Source organism: Marinomonas sp. G8-14, from assembly GCF_055808935.1.
This window is the reverse complement of sequence record NZ_CM147891.1, coordinates 103354-124657: the sequence shown is the minus strand read 5'-3', so window position 1 is coordinate 124657 and position 21304 is coordinate 103354. Positions and strand designations below refer to the sequence as shown.

Sequence of the window (21304 nt, the reverse complement as noted above, 5' to 3'; positions counted from 1 at the left end):
AATCGGTCGATGTTGGAGCAAGATGTCTGGAAGGCGCAGAAAAAAACTTTTAATCACACTCGCTGTTAGTTGGGCTCTTTTCCAATTATGGATAGCCTCGCCTCTTCCTTTCATACTTAACTTTGGTATTTTTAGCGGTGTAGAAGCCCGATATATTCATTTTACTTTTGCGCTGTTTCTCGTTTTTATTGCTTTTCCTGCTACTGACAAATCAAACAAGTTCCGCGTTTCAGGGTTAGATTGGCTATTTGCCTTAGTAGCCAGTTCAACAGGGGCTTATTTATATGTATTTTATGACCAATTAGCACAACGTCCAGGCAGTCCAATACTAGAAGATGTAATCGTTGGCGGAATTGGATTGTTATTAGTCCTAGAAGCAACAAGGCGCTCACTCGGACTACCTTTAGCAAGCATAGCCCTAATTTTTATACTTTATTCCGTGTTAGGCCCTTATATGCCAAGCATGATTGCGCATAAAGGAGTCAGTTTAAATTCATTAATCAATCACCAATGGCTGACAACACAAGGCGTTTTTGGCATTGCCTTAGGAGTATCCACTAGCTTTGTTTTTCTCTTTGTATTATTCGGTGCGCTATTAGAAAAAGGCGGAGCAGGTAATTTTTTCATTAAAACGGCTTTCTCAGTGCTAGGTAAATACTCAGGAGGCCCAGCAAAAGCCGCTGTAGTAGCATCCGGTCTGACTGGCCTTGTATCTGGATCCTCTATCGCTAACGTTGTTACAACAGGGACATTTACCATTCCAATGATGCGTAAAGTTGGCTTCTCTGCAGAAAAGGCAGGGGCGGTAGAAGTCGCCTCGTCCGTTAACGGTCAGATAATGCCGCCTGTCATGGGCGCCGCCGCATTTTTGATGGTTGAGTACATAGGAATCCCATACAGCGAAGTAATTAAAAGTGCTTTTTTACCGGCGTTAATATCCTATATATCATTAATTTTTATTGTCCACCTAGAAGCACAAAAAATGGGCGCAGTAGGAATAAAAGATAACGCTAAATCTGTGAGTCTACTAATAAAAGCCAGTAAATTCCTATTTGGCTTCCTAGCAATGTCGGCATTGTCTTATCTTATTTATTTTAGTGTGTCTTGGGTAAAAGATCTTTTCCATGACAGTGCCATATATATCATCCTATTAAGTATCTCAGCATCGTATTTCTACATTATTAACGTCGTCTCTAAGTATCCGGATTTAGAAGAAGACGATTCCGATCTAAACGTACTGCCTGACTTCAAACAAACACTAATGAGCGGATTGCATTACTTATTACCCGTAGTGATTTTAATTTGGTGCTTAATGGTAGAACAAATGTCGCCTAGCCTTTCTTCTTTCTGGGCATCAAGCGCTATGATCTTTATCTTATTAACTCAAAAACCCCTAAAGGCGGTATTCAGAAAAGAAAAAACAGAATCGATCTTACAAAGTGTTCATTCAGGTACAAAAGATCTTTTTGAAGCTCTTGAGGCTGGCTCAAGAAACATGATAGGTATTGCCGTAGCAACAGCAGCAGCAGGCATTGTAGTTGGTGCAGTTGCACAAACAGGAATTGGCTTAGTTCTAGCTGATCTCGTAGAGTATTTTTCCATGGGAAATATACTTATTATGCTGATATTAACCGCTCTATTATGCTTAATTCTTGGCATGGGATTACCGACTACAGCGAACTACATCGTTGTATCAGCCTTGCTGGCACCAGTAATAGTCTCTTTAGGTGAACAGAATGGACTCATTGTACCACTAATTGCCGTGCATTTATTTGTGTTTTACTTCGGCATAATGGCAGACGTAACCCCTCCTGTGGGGTTAGCCTCTTTTGCGGCCGCTGCCGTTGCAAAAGGAGACCCAATAAAGACAGGCTTACAAGCTTTCAAGTACAGCCTTAGAACCGCTTTATTACCATTCATCTTTATTTACAATACCGATCTTTTGTTAATCGATGTCACTTGGTATTGGGGAATCATCATCTTTTGCGTTTCAACTATTGCAATGATGGCCTTTTCCTCTGGTATGCAAAGCTATTTAATCGTAAAAAACAAATGGTATGAAAACCTTGCTTTCCTACTCATTGCATTCACGTTACTACGTCCTGGATTTTGGCTTGATCTAGTATATCCACCGTTTCAATCAGTACCGCTTCAAAACATAGAGAGTACTTATGATTCAATGGATCGCGACCACTATCTAAAGTTGCAAATAGATGGTTTTGATAAGGTTGGTGAGAAAGTAACCTTCTTCACATTGCTACCAAAAGAAATAGATAAGGTAGGTAAAGTCGAACACTTTGAGGATTTAGGATTAAACCTAATATCCAAGGATGATGGGCTATTGATTGACACTGTCAGTTTCGCCTCCCCTGCTGAGAAACTAGGTTTTGAGTTTGACCAAAAAATCATATCGGTCGGTATTAATTCCGAACGACCAAGCAAAGAACTTTTTTGGATTCCAGCATTCTTGATGTGTATTTTTATTTATTACAATCAATTAAGGAGAAAAAGGTCTAGTAACTCCAAATAGTCTATTACAGGAATGACCGAATTCATCAGGGGTAAACATGTTGTGGAAGGACGTCACTGAACACATTATTTGATGGAAGAGAATTAGGAATTAGCCCAGTCCGAACTAGCAGACACCAACTAAAATAAGGAGTCTGTCAGATCAAGGCAGAAACTAGTTCAACGATAAGGTAGTGGCCCGTTTTACTAGGCCACTACAGTTGGATCCATTCAGCGAACTCGCTTTGAGTATGGAATAACTTGTTCGTTGATATTGATATCGCGAACATCATTCACCCCAACAAGTGCCATATTACGCATCATTTCGGTTTTCAATATACCAAGTGCGTGTTTTACACCAGCTTCGCCAGCAACAGAAGAAGCATAGGCAAACGGGCGGCCAGCAAAAACGAAAGACGCCCCAAGAGCCAACGCTTTGATAACATCCCCACCGCGACGAATACCGCTATCCATCATAACAGGAATGTTAGGGCAGGCTTGAACAATAGCAGGCAATGCATGAAGAGGAGCGATTGCACCATCCAGTTGGCGCCCGCCATGATTGGAAACAATGATACCGTCTGCGCCTATTTCAACTGCTTTCCGGGCATCTTCTGGATTGAGAATACCTTTAATCACAAATGTCCCTTTCCATAACTTACGAATTCTTTCTACATGAGACCAGTTTAGATGGTCACGAAATGAAAAGTCACGCTCGACAGTAGGAGATAAAATAGGCACACCACGATGAGCGTAACTGTTCTCAAAATGTGGAATACCGTAAAAAGTTATTGTTTTTAAGAAGGTCCCAATAGACCATCGCGGATGAAGTATTCCGTCAAGCAAGAGGCGAAAGCTAGGCTTTAGTGGAGTGCTGAAGCCTGCACGGACATTATTCTCTCTATTGGCTGGAACACAAGTATCGACAGTCAAGACTAATGTTTTAAAGTTAGCGTTTTCAACACGTTGCAGTAGAGCATCGATATTTGCATCATCACCGGGCAAGTAGGCTTGAAACCAAGCGTCTGGATTGACTTTAATTACCTCTTCTAAGCGAATGAGAGAAGTGCCGCTCAATATCATAGGTACGTTTTCTTGCGCAGCTCCTTTCGCTAACACAATATCACCTCGATAAGCATAGAGAGCACTTAAGCCAATCGGCGCTATACCGAAAGGTGCCGCATAGGTCTTTCCAAATAACTCGGTTGTCGTTGTTCTTTTAGAAACATCATTTAGTACACGAGGTAAAAACTCGTAATCATCAAAGGACTCTCGGTTGCGTTTTCGAGAAACATTGTTCTCTGCCGCACCAGAAATATAACCAAATATAGGGCGTGGTAGCAGTTTTTTTGCTTCAATTTCAAAATCGTCCAAGCTTAATACACGAGAAAGTAACCGAGTTGTTCTTTTGGAGGTACTCCAGAATAAACTGTATTAATCGTGGTTTTATTTGTTTTTATAGACTCATTGCTGGACATCTTAATCTCCGAACTTCATTGATGGGCTTGATCAGAACTGATGAAAGTATTTAGGCTTTAGTCGATTCACTGCTTCATCGTGCCAAGGATGTTTTTTAAGCATCGCATTGAGTACATCGATGGTTCGATGCTGAGGAATGCTAATCGAAAGAGCAGACTTTGGCTGATCTGCCCTTTCAATCATTAAGCCTTAGATAGTTATTCTTTAAAAAACTATCCATTTAAAATACCAAGAAAAATCACACTTCCTTAAAGTGAATTGCGCTTAAGAAATACTTCCCATACTTCAGGATTAATTAATCGGGATGGCTTGTTTCCGTCCAGTATTTCTCTAATTTGTAACGCTCCTTGTGATGCAACATTATAGCGACCTTCATGAGAGACACCTGCCGTATGATAGGTCGCAACTACATTAGGTAGAGATAATAAAGGATGATCCAACGCTGGAGGCTCCTCTTCCCATACATCTAATCCTGCGCCACTTAAATGCTCAGTACTTAATGCTTGGTATAAGGCAGATTCATCATGAATTCCTCCACGGGCAGTAGTGACAAACTGAGCGCCTTTTTTCATCTTTGAGAATGCCTCTGCATTGAACATATTTCGTGTTGAGCTGTCTCTTGGACAATGCAGTGAAATGATGTCTGACTCTTTTAGTAGTTCCTCCCAACCTACTGAAATAGCCCCTCGTGATGCCATTTCCTCGGAGGTAAGGTACGGATCAAAAGCAATGACTTTCATACCAAATGCGTTAGCCAGTTTCGCGGTAGCCGATCCCGCATACCCTAAACCAACAATCCCTAAAACACGTCCACAAAGGTCATGTCCCATCAGCTCTTCGCGACTAAACCCTCGTCGATTTTTTAGAACTCTATCAGATTCGGTTATTCGTCGTGACACAGAAAGCATCAAGCCAACAGCCATTTCAGCTACTGAAGTAGCATTGATCCCCATTTGCCCAACGACAGCCACGCCAGCTTTGGTGCAAGCTTCAACATCGATAGTGTCATAACCCGCTCCAGTAGAAGAGACGCACACTAGGTTTGGACATTTAGCCAATAATTCCTTACTGACTCGCCACTTGGGAGGAACCTCATCCAACGTCGGGCGTAAATGCAATACATCCACTGTTTTTAGTTTAGCCCACACACTTTCTTCGCTGTCGTTAAAGTCAATAACTTCAAGTCTTGTATCAGAACGTTCGTTTATGATTTTGTCGAATATTGGATTAATCCATGCCTCAAATCTGGCAACTACTCTTTCTTGGCGCATTTTTAATACCCTCATAACTTATTGTTTTTATTCGAAAACGCAGCCACGAGCTTTCAAGGCATTGACGACCCAACTGCGATCAACGCTTCCGTTTTCTATCGCTGCGATTTCAACTTGTTCTGCAGCATATTTCGCTTGAGCAGCAGCCAAAATAGCTTCAGCATGATCAATACTTACAGACAGTACGCCATCTCCATCGGCTAAAATTAGATCGCCAGCTTCGATAACCATCCCGTCAATGCATATAGGTGTATTTATCTCTCCCGGACCATCTTTGTAAGGACCTCGATGAGAAATACCTGTTGCAAAAACAGGTAGCCCCATTCTTCGAATTTCAGCCGCATCACGAATCGCGCCATTGATAATGATTCCAGCAACCCCCTTTTTAATAGCAAGAGCAGCCATAATTTCTCCCATCAATGCATTTGTCTGATCGCCGCCAGCATCAACAACAATGATGTCTCCCGGTTCAGCGATATCAATCGCATGGTGTAATACCAAATTGTCGCCAGGACGAGTACGAACGGTTAAAGCAGCGCCTGCGATAACCTCTGTTGAATCATGAATAGGGCGAATATTGGATCCACCAGCGAATAAGCGGTTCATGCAATCACTAACGTTAGCAACAGGAAGACTTTTAAAGCTGGCTACGATGCAGCTATCAATTCTTCTTTTGCGATTTTTGATTTGGAAACCAATGTTGTTCATTTTTCAATTCCTATGTGGTGTTTTTATTTTAAGACTCGTCAACATATCTCAGCGAGCTACGTCATGTTTTCATTACTCGACTACTCACCAACAATAATTACCGGAAAGCCTTGTTGGTAAGAATGAATGCATACAACATCAAAAAAAGTACTAAAAAAATACAAACAAAATACATTTATCGCAATCTATTTATAATAAAGAGATATAAAAAATACAAAAATAATAAACAAGTTATTGAATTATAAGAAAAAAATAAATAATCCTTTATTTTTGTCATTTCTATTTACTTCGTTCACCGCACGGAACTATACTAAAACTGTATACAGAAACACATTTATTAGAGAACCTAAGCATCTTTAATAAATTGTTTTTTTGTATTGCCTAAACTAAAAAAACGATAGGAAACAAAGATGAAAATAATAAAACCTAGAGTTGGTATGTTTTTGAAAACACTTAGCCTGACTATGCTGTGTAGCGCCTCTATCTCAGCAATGGCTGATTATCCTGAACGCTCAATTAAAATGATCGTTGCCTACGGTGCAGGTGGCGGAACGGATATTGCGGCTAGAACACTGGCACCCTATATCGAAAAATACATGGGTGAAAACGTCTCTATAGTGATCGAGAATAAACCCGGTGCTGGCGGAGAGATTGGCTTTACTGAACTAGCAAAAGCCTCTCCCGATGGGTATACGATAGGCTTTGTTAATACACCTAACCTCATTACAATCCCTATTCAACGTAAAGCCAGATACAGCCTCGCAGACTTTACGCCAATAGGTAATGTCGTTGACGATCCAGGTGCTTTCAGCGTATCTATCAACAGCCAAATAAAATCATTAGGTGATTTAGTTAGTTATGCAAATGAACATCCAGGCAAACTTACCTATGGAACAACAGGTATTGGTGGGGATGATCATTTAGCGGCATTGGCTTTTGAAAAACAAACAAATATTAAAATGAAGCATATTCCATTCAAAGGATCAGCTGATGTAAGAACAGCGGCACTCGGTGAACATATTGACTTGGCAAATATGAATATGAGTGAAGCCATTGCAGATGGCCAAGAAGGAAACTTACTAATTTTAGGACAAATGGGAGAATCCCGTTGGAGCGAGGCACCAAATGTACCTACTTTTATGGAACAGGGATATGACGTCGTTTCAGGATCAATGCGCGGTTTAGCAGCCCCAGCAGGGTTACCAAGTGACATTCAAAAGAAACTAGAAAAAGCATTGGAACAGGCTGTCAGTGACCCAGAATTTGTTAGTAAAGCAAAAGAGCAAAACCTTCCCCTATCTTATATGAACAGCAAAGACTTTGGCGCCACATTGCAGCGTTTACATGATACCTACAATGCTATTTGGACGGCAGAACCTTGGATTAAGGGTTAAAAGCTAAAGCATTCAATAAAAAGAGATATCGTGGGCAACGATATCTCTTTATTTTTTGTGGGGAAATATATGAATAAAGCAAAAATTGAACTTCTGTCTAGCACATTAGTAACGATCTTTTCAATTTTCGGAGCTCATAGAAGCATGGGGCTATAGTGCAACATCAGGATTCTTACCCAGAATAGTACTGTTCATCATGTTGGCATTATCTTTAATTTGGATTGCTCAGTCCTTAAAGTCGATCTTTCAACTCAAGAATCAAGAAAAAACAGCAGACTTCGAATGGGGGAAGTTTTTCCTAATCATTTCCTCTAGTTCCTTATTTGTATTAGGCATTAGTTATCTTGGAGTCATTACGAGTTCTGTCATATTTACTCCATTACTGGCTCTTGGGCTTGGCTATCGAAATGTAAAAAACGTAATCATTGCGGCACTCGTTTTTTGCACCTTAATTTATGTGGTCTTTAGGGTTGTGTTGAGAATACCTCTGCCACCTGAAGCTATTTCAGCTCTATTAATGGGATAATGGTTATGGAATCTTTCACTCACATATATGACGCATTCTTTATTGTATTTACTATTCCAGTAATGATTTCAATGATAATTGGGACGGCTGTGGGGATCGCAATTGGCGCCCTACCAGGACTAAGTGCAACGATGGGGATTGCTGTTCTTATACCTTTGACATTTACGATGGAGCCGCTTGTCGCGTTAGGTATGATTGCAGGCATTTATAATGGAGCAATGTACGGCGGTTCGATTCCGGCTATTCTATTAAGAATTCCTGGGACGCCTGCAGGTATTGCAACAGTTTTTGATGGATATCCCATGGCACAACAAGGAAAGGCAAAGCTGGCATTGCGGATCTCATTGACGTCTTCCTCTATTGGTAGCGCTGTTAGCGCTCTCGCATTACTATTATTGGCGCCACCACTAGCAAAAATCGCGCTTCAATTTAGTCCTGCAAATTATTTCTGGCTATCTGCATTCGGGCTGACTTCAATAGCCGTGCTCTTATCTAAGAATCCAATTAAAGGTTTAATTGCGGCATGCTTAGGTCTATTAATAGGTATGGTAGGCATTGACACCATGACAGGTGCAGAGCGATTTGCCTTTGATTCATTGGACTTGCTTAGCGGCATTAATATCATCGTTTTGTTAACTGGTTTATATGCTATTCCACCAGCAATCGAGTTGGCTTTCAGCTCAATGAAAAATATCAAACCTATCATTCAACAAAATGAACAAAGCGACAACTTTCGTTGGAGCAAACTCATTCCAGTGTGGTTTAAATCGTCCATTATTGGTGTTATCGCGGGGATTATACCTGCGGTTGGGGGAAATATTGCAGCGTTACTTGCTTGGAACGAACAACGGAGATCTGACCCTGAAAAAGACAAATATGGCAAAGGAGCACCTGAAGGAGTTGCCGCAGCAGAATGCGCTAATAATGCCGATACAGCAGCGACTTTAATTCCAGCCCTTACTTTGGGGATACCTGGCAGTGCGGTTGCCGCAGTTATTTTAGGAGCATTATTAGTACATGGTTTATTGCCTGGCCCTCAACTCTTTAGAGAGAATGCTGAAATAACCTATGGGTTCATGATTACTATGCTTGTTACATCGGGACTGATGTATGTACTGGGACGTTTTGGTTCAAGAGCATTTATTCATATACTAAAACTACCCGCTAGCCTATTAGCCCCAATGATAATTTCGTTGTCTGTTCTTGGTATCTACGCCTTACATAATAGCTTCTTTGAAGTTTGGTTGATGTTATGTTTCGGGGTGCTTGGATTAGTAATGGAACGTCTTGAAATACCAACAGCTCCTACCGTCTTAGCCGTTATTTTAGGCCCTATGGCCGAAGAGTCGTTAAGACGAAGCATATTAATGTCAGATGGCCAGTATAATGTATTGTTTGAAGGTGGAATCTCCTGGATTTTGATCGGACTAATCGCAATGACGTCACTAACGCCTGTCATTAAAAAGATGCTGGTTCGGTTTAGAGGCTCGCGCGATGAAGCAACAATAAAGTAATATAAGACTTACTTTACTGTTTTTTTTGGATATCTATGAAAGTAAGTGAATCTATATACATTGCCCTTCGTGATCGATTAATGTCTGGTTTTTATGAACCTGGAACGCGACTTGTTGAGGAAGCGCTAGCTTCTGAATTAGATGCTAGTAGAACGCCAGTTCGTGCCGCTATTCAAAAATTGATTGCGGATGGTTTCCTTGAGCAGGCGCCTAAAAGGGGCGCCGTTGTTTCGATGGTAGGAAAATCTGAAATTGTAGATATCTACAACCTTCGAGTCGTTTTGGAAGGGCATGCGGTTTGCTTGGCCTCAGAGAGAATTAATGAAAGCTCATTGAATGCCATGAAAGAAACTGTAAATCGTATGGAAGATGCTATTGATAACAAAAAAAGCGGATACCAAGAGGCACTTAAAGAAGCCAACCGTGATTTTCATTATTTGATTTATGAATCCTCTTTAAATCCAATGATCCGGAGTTTTGGATCTCGTTTGCTTGAGTTTCCGCTGGTCATTGGTAGATATTATATTTATACGGACGAACAAGTCCGCAACAGTATCAGGGAGCACCGTCAAATTATTAAAGCCATCGAAACGGGTGATGCTAATTGGGCAAAATCAAGTATAGAAAGCCACCTTATGGGTGCGTTAAATAGTTTTAAAAGAAAACCAACGTAATATTAAGCAACAACAATATTGGCACAAAGCATATGCAGACAGCTCTCATTCAAATCTACTAGCAAAAGCTCATTTTTTAAGCAACACAAAAGAGAATGTCTAATAAAGACACTCTCTTTACAGATTTTTTTGATTTCCTTCTTTACGAAAATATCGCTACCGCACGGACAAAACCTGCGGTGCCATTTTTTATTTTGTAGGGAAAGTAAGACACTAGGAAGCCACTGGCAGGCAAACTTTCAAGATTAGACAGTTTTTCCATTTGACCATAGCCGATATCTCTGCCCGCTTTATGACCTTCCCATATAATAGAGGCATCACCTGATTCAGCGAACTTTTCACGCGTGTATTTGAATGGTGCATCCCTGCTGGTGATAGGTATAATCAATTTTGGGTAATAATGGCAGTGGATCGGTATAAGGATTGTTGTCCAATTTGACGGGGCAAATCGATGATACGTCTTGTCTTGGAGGGCCTCATTTATTATTCCTCTTATTATTTTTTATAGTACCTTAGTCCCTTTCTTGATGGGGTTTAAGCTATTACATGTATTTACCGCGCGACACGTCGACAATTGGACCGCCATCAAACAACTCCATTTGCCCTGGCATAAGAGCCGACGCATGAATTAGCTTGTTCTCTAAATCCAAAATCAAACTGACATGGCCAATTCTTCCTGGCACCAACCAATGCACTAAAAACATATCCTTACCAATTTTCTTCGCTCGATAAGGCACCGTTAGCGTCGGGATGTGCCCTGCATCAAGTTGTGTAAAAGAGACACGATCATCATAAAACTTTAATTTATAGGCACGACCTGAACTGTAAGTGTATTGCACCTCAAGCTCTTCTAAATTAACGGCATTAGACAAGTCAACTTCATCAGGAATCACCCCAGCTGGAATATTAGGGGCCTGAGTTAACATACTGGGTTTTTCCATCTTCTTCTCCATACTTTCTGCTGATGCTTCATCAACGGCATTCGCTGTGACATACCCTGACATCATGGTCAAAGCCAGCACAACCGCAGACATTTTGAGTTTTTTCATTCACTTATTCCCATATAAAGTTAATACTGATACTAAGAATGGGTCTTAATTTTTCCTTTACACACTCTTAAAACAGAATGGCGACGGATTTGAGAATAAGCGAAAACACACCTTCCATTAAGTTGATAATAGTTAATCCACCCCTTGATATTATCAACTTGATTTTTCACCGCCATTACGAGCAAAGCTTGTGATAAAATAATTTACCTCCTCTATCCTTCATTTTGATCGGGTATTTTTCGAGCATAAAAAAGAATAAAACGGTCAACCGCATCTGTGACCAACTCTTTGATGCGGTCTTCGCTTGGTAAAGGCTCAATTCCCCAAATTAACTTTTCAAACATTGCTCCTTCACACAAGGCTTTAAAGTGAATAGCCATTTTATTCGCATCTTGATCAACTAACGCGCCTCTCACTACAAGAGAATCAACAGCCAAGATCAAATTGGCAAGTGTCCTTTTTGGGCCAACAGCATAAAAACGCTGAGCGAGCTGTGGAAACCGCTCCACCTCGCCAATGATGAGTCGATTTATTGAGATAACCTCTTGCTTTGTAATTAGCTTTAGATAAGCAATGCCAACCCGTAACAGTACATCACGAGGACTCATATTTTCATCAACAGCAGCAACAAGTTGCTCAAATGCTCCTTCCCCAGCTTCAAAAGCCCAAGCCTCAAATAACTCTTCTTTAGAAGAAAAGTAGTTATAAAGCGTTACTTTAGAGCCTCTTTGCTGCGGCAGCAATAGACTCCATCGTAACCGCTGAAAATCCATAATTAAGAAATAGGCTACCTGCAGCCTTTATAAACACCAATCGTTTTGCTGCTGTTTTTCGTCTCATACCAACCTCGCCCATAACTGTACTTCATAGTACAAAAAAGTTGACCTTTGATCTAGATCAAGCCTAAACTGTACTTAGTCGTTCATTTATAAAAATTATTACGTGGCGCTTTAATAGGAAGTTACAAACTTTGCCTAGGCTCATCCTCTTCTAGGGTGAAAAAACGACAGCCTCAGTCGCTGCTATAGGAGATGAATTCTTTTCAGATTTCCTATTACAAGCGAATTGCTTAGAACATCACGTAAACTTTCTATTATGAAACCTCATTAAGGAGGCTTATATGAGCTTTACATTCCCTAATACACCAGAATTTACTGGTCTTTATAAACCCAGTCGAATAGAAGCAGAGGTGAAAGACCTCGAAATTGAAGGCGAGTTACCAAAAGAAATTAATGGGACTTTTTACCAAGTCGCTCCTGATCCTCAATATCCTCCTATGTTAGGTACTGATATGTTTTTCAATGGCGATGGTATGGTGAGCGCCTTTCGATTCAATTCGGGAACAGTGAGCCTTACTCGCCGCTACGTAAAAACAGATCGTCTGATGGCACAACGTCGTGAACAACGCTCATTAAATGGTATTTATCGAAATCCATACACAAATGATCCTCTTGCTGCGGACAATAACACCACAGCAAATACCACAGTCATTGAGCACAACGGTGTACTTCTAGCGCTTAAAGAAGACGCATTACCTTGGGCAATGGATTTAAAGACGCTTGAAACGCTTGGCGAATGGAATTTCGATAACCAAATAAAGTCTGTAACCTTCACTGCACATCCTAAAATAGATGCAGATAATGGTTCATTGCTTTGTTTTGCTTATGAGGCCAAAGGAGACGGAACACCAGATATAGCCTATTTCGAAATTTCAAAGGACGGAAAACTAACCAAGGAAATTTGGTTTCAAGCACCTTATGCCGCTATGATCCACGACTTCGCCGTCACTGATAACTATGTCATCTTCCCTGTGATCCCCCTCACCGTTGATGTAGAGCGTATGAAAGCAGGCGGCAAACACTTTCAATGGCAACCCGACCTTCCACAGCTCTTTGGTGTTTTGCCACGCAATGGTTCAGCAGAAGATGTACGTTGGTTTTATGGTCCAATCAATGGTTTTCAGGGGCATACCGTTAACTCTTATGAAGAAGATGGCAAATTAATTGTTGATATGCCAGTCACTTCTGGAAACGTCTTCTACTTTTTCCCTCAAGCCGATGGTTATGTTCCTTCTCCACAATCATTACGCTCAGCTTTAATGCGCTGGGTATTTGACTTAGAATCAGAAGAATCTCAAATAGAGCCTATGATGATCACAGAAACACCATTTCCGTGTGAATTTCCACGTTGTGATGCTCGCTATAGTGGTAAAAAATATTCTTGGTGTTTCATGCTCGCTTTTGACCCAAGTTTAGCATTTGACGTCGAATCTCTAGGCGAACCGCCATTCCAGTTCTTCAATCAATTAGCACGCATCAACGTCAATACCGGCAAAAGTGAAACTTGGTACCCTGGCGATGCACATTGTTTTCAAGAGCCTATCTTCATCCCACGATCAGCGACTGCAGATGAAGGTGATGGCTGGGTTGTTAGCGTACTGAATGACTTACGGAAAGAAAGTTCAGAATTAGTTGTTCTCGATACGGCTTGCTGGAGTAATGGCCCAATCGCCAGAGTAAAAGTGCCTTTCAGACTAAGAATGTCACTACATGGCAACTGGTCTGGAGCCAAATAGCATTTAATGATGAGTAGCCTATGAGCTTCATTGGCTACCCATCTCTATTTATCTCAATACACTAGTCCTAATAACCAAACCAATTAAAGTACATAGTAACCAGAATTTTGTTCATTGGCATAAAACACCACTATTCCTCATAATATCGGCTTCTCACAAAACAAAAGTCGATCATTATGAAGATCACACCAGAAGAGCGCAACGCGGTTTACAAAACCATATTTTCCCGTCGTGATGTACGACGAGAATTCAAACCCGCTCCTATTCCAAAGGATGTTTTAGAACGAGTCTTATTAGCGGCGCATCATGCGCCAAGCGTAGGCTTTATGCAGCCTTGGGATTTCGTTCTTGTTACTAAACCAGACTCTAAAAGACAAATTAAACAAGGCTTTCTACAAGCACACGCCGAAGCCGCCGAACGGTTCGAAGGTGAACGCAAAGAGCAATACAAACGCCTGAAATTAGAAGGAATCGAAGAAGCGCCTTTGGGGATTTGTGTAACCTGCGATCGTAATCGAACAGGGCCTGTTGTGCTAGGACGCACCGCGAAGCCAGAAATGGATTTATTCAGTTCTGTCTGCGCGGTACAAAACTTATGGCTGGCCGCAAGAGCCGAAAACCTCGGCGTTGGCTGGGTCAGCATTGTTCATGACAAGGTGATACGCGATACGCTCAATATTCCAGAATCCATCGATATCATTGCCTATTTGTGCGTGGGCTATGTAGAAGCGTTCCATGACACCCCAGACCTAGAAAGAGCCGGTTGGTTACCAAGACGAGACGCCAGCTCGGCGATTCATTACGAGTTTTGGTCTGAGCCAACAGCAGAATAATCTGAACCAACAGCAGAATAATCTGAACCAAGACAACTCTCTGAAATAAGACAACAGAAGAGGCAGACATTCTATCTGCCTTTCTCAGTGACTATGCAAGCGCTTTTTCTAATGCTGCGATAAGCTGATCCATTTCTGCTTCATTGGTATAATGGACAAAAGACAATCGCACCACGCCGGTATGAGTGTCCACTCCCATGGCTTCCAACAGTCGCACTGCATAGAAATGTCCCGCACCACAAATAATACCCTGATCAACTAGCTTCTGCGCTAGCTGTTGAGGCGTTTGTCCTTTCGGAATAACCGACACTGTCGCGGCTCTCCTAGCAGGATCAGCAGGTCCCAATAGAATCAATTTAGGATGTTGATCCACAAACCTAAGTAATTTAGACAATAAAACCTGTTCAGCATCATGCATTAAGCAGCGTACTCGTTTAACCTTATCCGCTACGGAATCTGTCGCCTCAAAATGATGATCGTACAAGGCATCAAAGTAATCCAGCACACCACGGCTCGCCGCGACCTGAGCATGATCGGGACCAGCTGGTACAAACCATTTTTGACGATACGCTTTATTAAAATAATGCGCCTGATTACCTAATTTATCCGCCATGGCATCACGAATGACCATGACCCCTAGGTGCGTTCCGTAGGCTTTATAAAGCGAAAACAAATAAATATCTGCTCCCAATGCATCCACATCTGGCAAGCCATGACCAGCAAAAGACACACCATCCACAATCGTTGCCACACCCGCCGTTTTTGCTCGTGTGCAAATATCCGCTACAGGATTGATTTCAGCGACGATATTTGAACAATGTGTAAAAGCTAAAAGCTTGGTTCGTTCAGTAAAAAGTGTCTCTAAATCATTTATATTTAACGACCCTGTCTGTGCATCAACTTGCCATTCTTTAATCACAATCCCGCGTGCTTCTAATGCCCGCCAAACACCGATATTAGCTTCATGATCTTGATTGGTCACAATAATCTCGTCACCCGCTTTTAGAATCTTGCCAAAAGCTTGTGCTAACACATAAGTATTTTGAGACGTAGAAGGCCCAAGATGCACTTCGCAGGTATTCACATTCAAATAAGAAGCCAAACGCTCATGCGCCAAGTCCATCTGAGCGCCCGCTTTTTGCGCTGCTGGATGCAGGTGATAAGGCTGCAATTTGGTTTCTCGATAATACTGATTTAAGTGATCAATCACCGCCTGACAAGCATAAGAACCACCCGCATTATCAAAAAACGCCTGCCCCGCCAAAGATGGCTCTTTAAAAGCGGGAAATTGAGAACGAACAAACGCCAAATCTAATGACACAGCCATAACCTTATCTCCTAAGCGACAGTAATCCAAAGTATAAAGAATAAGGCACACAAGTTGTTTGCTATTTAAAAGAAGAATTCATAACCTAATACAAGATTTTTGTTTAAATTGAGCCTTTTATGAAAGAAATCACCCTAGATCGCACCGACTACAAAATCATTCAAGCATTAGAGAAAGACGGTCGCCTTAGCAATACACAGCTAGCAGACATCATCAACCTATCTCAATCGCAATGCCTAAGACGCCTACGCCATTTAGAAGAAATGGACATCATTAGTGGCTATCGAGCGCAAGTAAACTACCAGAAACTGGGCTACAGCGTCGTGGCATGGACCTTAGTCACTGTAAGCAAAGATAAAAATAACGCGCGTGAAAATGTAATGCATTTTTTGCAACAACAAAGTGCCGCGCTGAGCGTGCATGGTGTTACTGGAGATGTAGACTTAATGGTAGAAATTTGCGCCAAAGACATGGCGCAATTCACAGATCTGGTGGTCAAGCAACTTTATGCCCATGCAGATGTTGTTAGCACAAAATCCTACATACGCCTAGACACAGCAAAGCAAAACGGCAGCCCGTTAGCTAACACATAAAAACACGTGACGCCTTACTGTGTCTGCCTTTTAATTATTCAAAAACCATTAGTTAAACGATTGATTAGTTTTTTTCAGGTATCGGTGTATTTTTTATCGTTTGTCTTATTTAGCCAAAGTTTCTAATATAAAGTCATCAAAACGGAACGAGTTTTGATGACATTTTGAAACAACCATAAACGAGGAAATAGATCATGAAAAACAACCAATCTATCGCAGAATTATTGAAAAATGTTAACACTTCATACCTAACAGACGCAGAAAAATACGAAGCGATTGCTCGTGCTGAACGCGCTGAATACATTGTTGCTAGTATTGCTTCTGCCATCAAAGCGGTTAAAAACCTAGCGATGAAAGTTAAATCAGCATTGGTTTCTTCTCCAGCTCAACACGCTTAATCGATACGTTATTTAAAAAAGTTATTGGGTAAGCGTCTACTTTTCATAAGCAGATTTTTTGGCTTACTCCAACAGGCTTATAAGGAAATGGCGCTAAAATAAAAACATTAAGCGCTTCCCTACTCTCTGCTATATAATCCATGCCATTTTAAATCACTTTTTATTCATCGCATTATTTTTGCCGAGACAGTATTGTTCTATTGTTGTTTTCCAATCTCGTTTTAATCCAAGTAAGAATAAAAGCTCAACAAAGACAAACAAAGGACCTATAATTAGCCCTATAACATCGTCCAAGAAGGCGGGTTTTTTCCCTTCAAAATAATGCCCGACAAATTGAAACACCCAACCCACTACAAACAAACCTACTCCTGTGATGAACCATATGGATGTACTTTGTGCCGCCACTAACTCGGCAAACCAAATGGCCAACGCCAACAACATTGTCATCACAACACCAATCAATTTGTCTAAACGAATATAGAAAACACTGCTAGCAAGAGCAACAATAAGAGCAGGTGTAAAAACAATCTCTAGCAAGGTAAAATGGGGACGAGACAACAAAACAGCAATCCCGACAACAATCAGCGGGATACCAACAAAGTGTGTGGCAACGTTACGCCTATCTTGATGATAAAACGCATATTGAGATAAGTGTTCGACTATCGTTTTCATATTACTGATCCTATTATTATTGTATTTGGTATCAGTAAAACGCATTTCATTAAGAATTAAAAGATACTTATTGATATATCAAAGACAGCTTTTTATCTAGTGGCTTCTAAAACCACTGCCGTCATCTTGGCTTATATTGCGCCCGACAATAACCTCGACTTACCGCTGGATCGCGAAGTTGTAAATGCTTAGTCTGGCGACCATTAACACGCTCTCGCCACAGTCTAAAGCTACTTGGCTTGAGATTGCTTCTCATAAAACGAATAACTTGCGGCTCGCTCATTCCAAATTGTGTTTCGATCGCTTCAAATGGCGTTCTGTCTTCCCATGCCATTTCAATTAGTCTTGATGCTTCGCTTGAAGATAGTGTCATAACATTCATGATCCTTACTAAAATAGGTCGCAACTAATACGCAACAACTCACCAAACAGATGACTCAAATTGTGTTTATCGATAATTTATGAGTAACACTTAAACAATGGGGACTTTATCGTTAGAATGGCGACCATCAAATAGCAAGACTCAATAGTAAAAGCGAGCTCCCAATATGAAATTGTTTATTAAACTGATTCGAAACCTTTTAGGTCTCATCATTGCAACCGCAGACGTTCTAACGCGCGGAACCAAGCTTAAAAGAACACCTGAAATACAACAACAAATCAATACAGAAGTACAAGACCTAACACTTTATCAATTCTTCGCATGCCCGTTTTGCATTAAAACTCGCAGAGCCATGTACAAACTCAATCTGCCAATCGAAAAACGCAGTGCTTCCGAAGGCTCTCCTCATCGTGAAACATTGTTGCAAGGTGGCGGTAAAATCAAAGTGCCATGCTTGCGTATTGAGCAAGACGGTAAAGTGGAATGGATGTATGAGTCTTCACAGATCATTCGTTATCTCGAAAATCGCTTTGCTTAATATCTTTGTTGATCGAGAAAACAAACACACATGGAAAATAACATGATCTGGCATTGTAAACCTTTTAGTGAATTGTCTACTCACACGCTCTATCAGCTGCTAAAACTGCGCTGTGATGTGTTTGTGGTAGAGCAAAATTGCCCCTATCCAGAGCTTGACGGTTTAGATATATTGCCTGAAACACGACATCTGTATGCCATTCATGATAACACTATCGTCGCCTATGCTCGTCTCTTAGCAAAAGACGATAGCTATGAAGACCATACCAGTATTGGTCGCGTGGTCGTGGCTGCTCAATATCGAAAAGAAAAGATAGGACATGCACTCATAGACCAAGCCATTAAGCAAACATTTGATCTCTGGCCGAGCACAAATATCAAAATTGGCGCTCAGTTCCATCTTAAAAAGGTCTACCAGTCCCATGGTTTTGAAGTAGTATCCGAGCCATATATGGAAGATGGCATTGAGCATTGCCTTATGAGACTGGCTTACTGATAAGAGCTTTTACACGGGCTTTTAATTCAGGCAACACCTCGGCTTCAAACCATGGATTTTGCTTCAGCCAACGATTATTCCTTGGACTGGGGTGAGGCAAGACCAACTTGCCCTGCTCCAACCAATAAGCCCATTGCATGACCAGCTCCGTTACATTACCAGATTGATCCAAATGGTAGGCTTGCGCATAAGCCCCTAACACAATCGTTAATTCAATATTAGGCAACTGGCTCAATACCGCTTCTCGCCATTTTATCGCGCACTCTGGACGAGGCGGTAGATCGCCTGACGGCTTACCAGCTGACGGACCATTTTTATGAAAAGTATTGCCGGGAAAGCAAAAACCCATTGGCACTATAGCGACTTGATGCTCATCGTAGAATTCGTCCTTTGTTATGCCAAGCCAGTCTCGTAAACGATCTCCGCTTAGATCATCAAATGGCCGACCAATATCATGCGTCTTTTTTCCAGGCGCTTGACCAGCAATCAATAATTTCGCGTCAGGATGGATTTGAATAATGGGTTTGGGGGGATAAGGCAGAGTATCCGCACAAGAATGACAAGTGAGAATCGCCTGTTTAATATCATTAAAAGTCTCTGCCATTGTGCGTTGTCCCTGATACCCCTAATCTGAAATCAAATCCCCAATGAGATTAATCTTCTCTTCTAGTTTATCATCGAGCGTTAATTTTTGTTTTTGAGTAAACGTGCTGCTCAGCTCTGCCAGCATTTGAGCATACAAGCGTGCGTTGCGATCTAAAATAGCCTGATATTGTGGTGTTTTGTATTGGTCTGGATGACGGATAAGATCAGCAAGTTGCTGTTCAAATTCAAATGTATCTCGATTGGCAAAAATATCTCTTATCACATTTTGTAAAGAGGTGTGATATGCCGTTCGCTCATTGTTCGTTGATAGAAATCTCGGTGCGTAGGTGTTAATAATACTGCTCTGTAGTTTGGTTAACTCACCCACATTATCTTCAACAAATTCCGTCAAACGCTCTTCTTGGCGAATTAACCGCTCTGCTTCTGTTCGTTTTTCGAACTCAGACTGACGCTCGTGTCTTTTTTTACTCCATGCAGATAACGCCCCTTCCACCTGAGCGACAGACAATTGTTGAGCAATACCAGCCAGCTCTGGCGCAATTTTACTACGAAAACGATGAAGATGTTGCTGCGCTTCCTCGAACTCGCTCAACCATTGCTCCTCAGAGAGAGCGCCAGATGCGAATTTCACTCTCAACCGTTTGAGTTGAGCTTGATACTTTTCAAGCTCCGTAGAGCGATGCCAGCTTTGCCATGCGACAACACGTTCATCCAACACCGCCTTCTGATCTAGCGATAAATCGACATAGTCGCCTAGATACCAATAGAGTAACCAATCAATGTTGTTATAGACAAATGATGACGAACAGGCGCTCAAAAGAAAACTAAGCACTATCACTAGAGGTAACCTAGCCTTCTTCATGTGTGATCCTATCCCTTAAGCTATGCATTATAAATGGATTATATATTTATTCTGTACGAGCGGATCGATCAAGTGGATTACTTTGGTTTCTGAGGCATAAAAAAACGGCTTCTGCTTGTCATTAAAACAAGTCAGAAGCCGCTTACTTTACATTCGGCTATTTACTAAGAAATAGGATTAGTGGTGATGACCACCAGCACCGTGAACATGACCGTGCTCTAGTTCTTCTGCCAATGCTGCGCGCACCTCAATGATTTCAACATCAAAGTTCAATGTTTTGCCAGCTAATGGGTGGTTACCATCGAGCATGATACCGTCGTCTTCTACAGCAATAACAGTCACGGGCTGTTGACCACCAGGTGTTTGCGCCATGAACTGCATGCCAACTTGGATTTCGTCAACGCCTTGGAAGTTTTCAGTGGGCACTTTTTGGATCAACTCTTGATGAACCGCGCCGTACCCATCTTCAGGGGCAACAGATACAGAAAGCTTGTCACCAGCGGCTTTGCCTTGTAGGGCTTTGTCCAATCCATCAATGATGTTTTGCGCGCCACTTAAAAATACTAAAGGCTCTTGTCCAACAGAAGAGTCAAGTTGTTGCCCTTGTTCGTCAGTCAAGGTGTAGTGCATGCTAACAACGGTGTTTTCTGTAATTTGCATTGTATTCTCCTAATGAATAAATAATGAATAACAAGGGAACGAGCGCTTGATACAAGCAAATCTTAACTTTCAACAATAAGCGTTACACCGCCACAACACGAACCCAAACAATAGTTTGTGGCATTATGATAACGTCCCATAAGCTCAATAACTACCGTACAAACCTAAAAGTTTGGTACGTTCGACGATTTTTAAAGGGATCTTGCACAAATATTTTAAAAAAATCAAAAAAACCAAGTT

The 21304-nt window shown here is 41.4% G+C and carries 23 protein-coding genes; 11 read left to right on the top strand and 12 right to left on the bottom strand.

Features of this window, described 5'->3' with window-relative positions:
* The first annotated feature begins 22 nt into the window (after window positions 1–22).
* Window positions 23–2530: a TRAP transporter permease gene (locus AC0L6V_RS00660; RefSeq protein ID WP_418138673.1), complete on the top strand. Its 2508-nt coding sequence runs from the start codon at window positions 23–25 to the stop codon at window positions 2528–2530.
* Window positions 2531–2739: 209 nt separating this feature from the next.
* Here AC0L6V_RS00660 and AC0L6V_RS00655 read toward each other — a convergent pair whose 3' ends face one another.
* The 3 genes from AC0L6V_RS00655 to AC0L6V_RS00645 all read right to left on the bottom strand — a co-directional run bounded on the left by AC0L6V_RS00655 (window position 2740) and on the right by AC0L6V_RS00645 (window position 5966).
* Window positions 2740–3882: an alpha-hydroxy acid oxidase gene (locus AC0L6V_RS00655; protein ID WP_265216804.1), complete on the bottom strand. Its 1143-nt coding sequence runs from the start codon at window positions 3880–3882 to the stop codon at window positions 2740–2742.
* 353 nt (window positions 3883–4235) lie between these two features.
* On the bottom strand, window positions 4236–5258 hold the full coding sequence (locus AC0L6V_RS00650) for a hydroxyacid dehydrogenase (RefSeq protein WP_265216803.1): 1023 nt from the start codon (window positions 5256–5258) through the stop codon (window positions 4236–4238).
* Between the two features lie 27 nt (window positions 5259–5285).
* Window positions 5286–5966: an RraA family protein gene (locus AC0L6V_RS00645; RefSeq protein ID WP_265216802.1), complete on the bottom strand. Its 681-nt coding sequence runs from the start codon at window positions 5964–5966 to the stop codon at window positions 5286–5288.
* A gap of 410 nt (window positions 5967–6376) precedes the next feature.
* On the opposite strand from AC0L6V_RS00645, the gene AC0L6V_RS00640 reads away from it, so the two are divergent.
* The 4 genes from AC0L6V_RS00640 to AC0L6V_RS00625 all read left to right on the top strand — a co-directional run bounded on the left by AC0L6V_RS00640 (window position 6377) and on the right by AC0L6V_RS00625 (window position 10074).
* Complete coding sequence (locus AC0L6V_RS00640) at window positions 6377–7360, top strand: tripartite tricarboxylate transporter substrate binding protein (RefSeq protein ID WP_265216800.1); 984 nt, start codon at window positions 6377–6379, stop codon at window positions 7358–7360.
* A gap of 136 nt (window positions 7361–7496) precedes the next feature.
* The gene (locus AC0L6V_RS00635; RefSeq protein WP_418139058.1) at window positions 7497–7886 is read left to right on the top strand and encodes a tripartite tricarboxylate transporter TctB family protein; all 390 of its coding nucleotides are present in this window, start codon (window positions 7497–7499) and stop codon (window positions 7884–7886) included.
* A gap of 5 nt (window positions 7887–7891) precedes the next feature.
* Window positions 7892–9400 (top strand): tripartite tricarboxylate transporter permease, encoded by a 1509-nt coding sequence (locus AC0L6V_RS00630; RefSeq protein WP_265216798.1) that lies wholly within the window; start codon window positions 7892–7894, stop codon window positions 9398–9400.
* Between the two features lie 35 nt (window positions 9401–9435).
* On the top strand, window positions 9436–10074 hold the full coding sequence (locus tag AC0L6V_RS00625; RefSeq protein WP_265216797.1) for a GntR family transcriptional regulator: 639 nt from the start codon (window positions 9436–9438) through the stop codon (window positions 10072–10074).
* A gap of 142 nt (window positions 10075–10216) precedes the next feature.
* Here AC0L6V_RS00625 and AC0L6V_RS00620 read toward each other — a convergent pair whose 3' ends face one another.
* From AC0L6V_RS00620 to AC0L6V_RS00610, 3 genes are all read right to left on the bottom strand, one after another.
* A complete protein-coding gene (locus tag AC0L6V_RS00620; protein ID WP_265216795.1) occupies window positions 10217–10462 on the bottom strand; it encodes a cyclase family protein in 246 nt (81 codons plus the stop codon).
* Window positions 10463–10616: 154 nt separating this feature from the next.
* On the bottom strand, window positions 10617–11123 hold the full coding sequence (locus tag AC0L6V_RS00615; RefSeq protein ID WP_265216794.1) for a hypothetical protein: 507 nt from the start codon (window positions 11121–11123) through the stop codon (window positions 10617–10619).
* A 212-nt stretch (window positions 11124–11335) separates the two neighbouring features.
* The gene (locus tag AC0L6V_RS00610) at window positions 11336–11866 is read right to left on the bottom strand and encodes a TetR/AcrR family transcriptional regulator C-terminal domain-containing protein (RefSeq protein ID WP_418138672.1); all 531 of its coding nucleotides are present in this window, start codon (window positions 11864–11866) and stop codon (window positions 11336–11338) included.
* Between the two features lie 377 nt (window positions 11867–12243).
* Between AC0L6V_RS00610 and AC0L6V_RS00605 the strand changes: the two genes are divergently transcribed.
* Together AC0L6V_RS00605 and bluB are read left to right on the top strand one after the other, a co-directional pair.
* Window positions 12244–13698 (top strand): carotenoid oxygenase family protein, encoded by a 1455-nt coding sequence (locus tag AC0L6V_RS00605; RefSeq protein WP_265216792.1) that lies wholly within the window; start codon window positions 12244–12246, stop codon window positions 13696–13698.
* Between the two features lie 176 nt (window positions 13699–13874).
* On the top strand, window positions 13875–14531 hold the full coding sequence (gene bluB, locus AC0L6V_RS00600; protein WP_265216791.1) for a 5,6-dimethylbenzimidazole synthase: 657 nt from the start codon (window positions 13875–13877) through the stop codon (window positions 14529–14531).
* A gap of 91 nt (window positions 14532–14622) precedes the next feature.
* Here bluB and AC0L6V_RS00595 read toward each other — a convergent pair whose 3' ends face one another.
* Window positions 14623–15858, bottom strand: coding sequence for an aminotransferase class V-fold PLP-dependent enzyme (locus AC0L6V_RS00595; protein ID WP_265216790.1), 1236 nt, complete (start codon window positions 15856–15858; stop codon window positions 14623–14625).
* Window positions 15859–15977: 119 nt separating this feature from the next.
* Here AC0L6V_RS00595 and AC0L6V_RS00590 point away from each other — a divergent pair, with 119 nt between their 5' ends.
* Together AC0L6V_RS00590 and AC0L6V_RS00585 are read left to right on the top strand one after the other, a co-directional pair.
* Window positions 15978–16451, top strand: coding sequence for an Lrp/AsnC family transcriptional regulator (locus AC0L6V_RS00590; protein ID WP_409419199.1), 474 nt, complete (start codon window positions 15978–15980; stop codon window positions 16449–16451).
* A 194-nt stretch (window positions 16452–16645) separates the two neighbouring features.
* Complete coding sequence (locus tag AC0L6V_RS00585) at window positions 16646–16849, top strand: RSP_7527 family protein (protein WP_265216788.1); 204 nt, start codon at window positions 16646–16648, stop codon at window positions 16847–16849.
* 153 nt (window positions 16850–17002) lie between these two features.
* On the opposite strand, the gene AC0L6V_RS00580 is transcribed toward AC0L6V_RS00585, so the two are convergent.
* Together AC0L6V_RS00580 and AC0L6V_RS00575 are read right to left on the bottom strand one after the other, a co-directional pair.
* Window positions 17003–17521 carry an Mpo1 family 2-hydroxy fatty acid dioxygenase gene (locus AC0L6V_RS00580; RefSeq protein WP_265216787.1) on the bottom strand — a complete coding sequence of 173 codons (519 nt, stop codon included), beginning with the start codon at window positions 17519–17521 and terminating at the stop codon, window positions 17003–17005.
* Between the two features lie 121 nt (window positions 17522–17642).
* Window positions 17643–17894, bottom strand: a complete 252-nt coding sequence (locus AC0L6V_RS00575; RefSeq protein ID WP_265216785.1) for a TIGR03643 family protein — start codon at window positions 17892–17894, stop codon at window positions 17643–17645.
* A 175-nt stretch (window positions 17895–18069) separates the two neighbouring features.
* On the opposite strand from AC0L6V_RS00575, the gene AC0L6V_RS00570 reads away from it, so the two are divergent.
* Window positions 18070–18441 (top strand): glutathione S-transferase N-terminal domain-containing protein, encoded by a 372-nt coding sequence (locus AC0L6V_RS00570; RefSeq protein WP_265216784.1) that lies wholly within the window; start codon window positions 18070–18072, stop codon window positions 18439–18441.
* Window positions 18442–18483: 42 nt separating this feature from the next.
* Window positions 18484–18936: a GNAT family N-acetyltransferase gene (locus tag AC0L6V_RS00565; protein ID WP_265216783.1), complete on the top strand. Its 453-nt coding sequence runs from the start codon at window positions 18484–18486 to the stop codon at window positions 18934–18936.
* Here AC0L6V_RS00565 and AC0L6V_RS00560 read toward each other — a convergent pair.
* The 3 genes from AC0L6V_RS00560 to AC0L6V_RS00550 form a co-directional block, all read right to left on the bottom strand.
* Window positions 18917–19540 carry a uracil-DNA glycosylase family protein gene (locus AC0L6V_RS00560; protein ID WP_265216782.1) on the bottom strand — a complete coding sequence of 208 codons (624 nt, stop codon included), beginning with the start codon at window positions 19538–19540 and terminating at the stop codon, window positions 18917–18919. The two genes, AC0L6V_RS00565 and AC0L6V_RS00560, sit on opposite strands and share 20 nt — an antisense overlap.
* A 21-nt stretch (window positions 19541–19561) precedes the next feature.
* Window positions 19562–20404: a DUF6279 family lipoprotein gene (locus tag AC0L6V_RS00555; RefSeq protein ID WP_265216781.1), complete on the bottom strand. Its 843-nt coding sequence runs from the start codon at window positions 20402–20404 to the stop codon at window positions 19562–19564.
* 177 nt (window positions 20405–20581) lie between these two features.
* Window positions 20582–21064, bottom strand: a complete 483-nt coding sequence (locus AC0L6V_RS00550) for an FKBP-type peptidyl-prolyl cis-trans isomerase (protein WP_111606349.1) — start codon at window positions 21062–21064, stop codon at window positions 20582–20584.
* Between the last annotated feature and the right edge of the window lie 240 nt (window positions 21065–21304).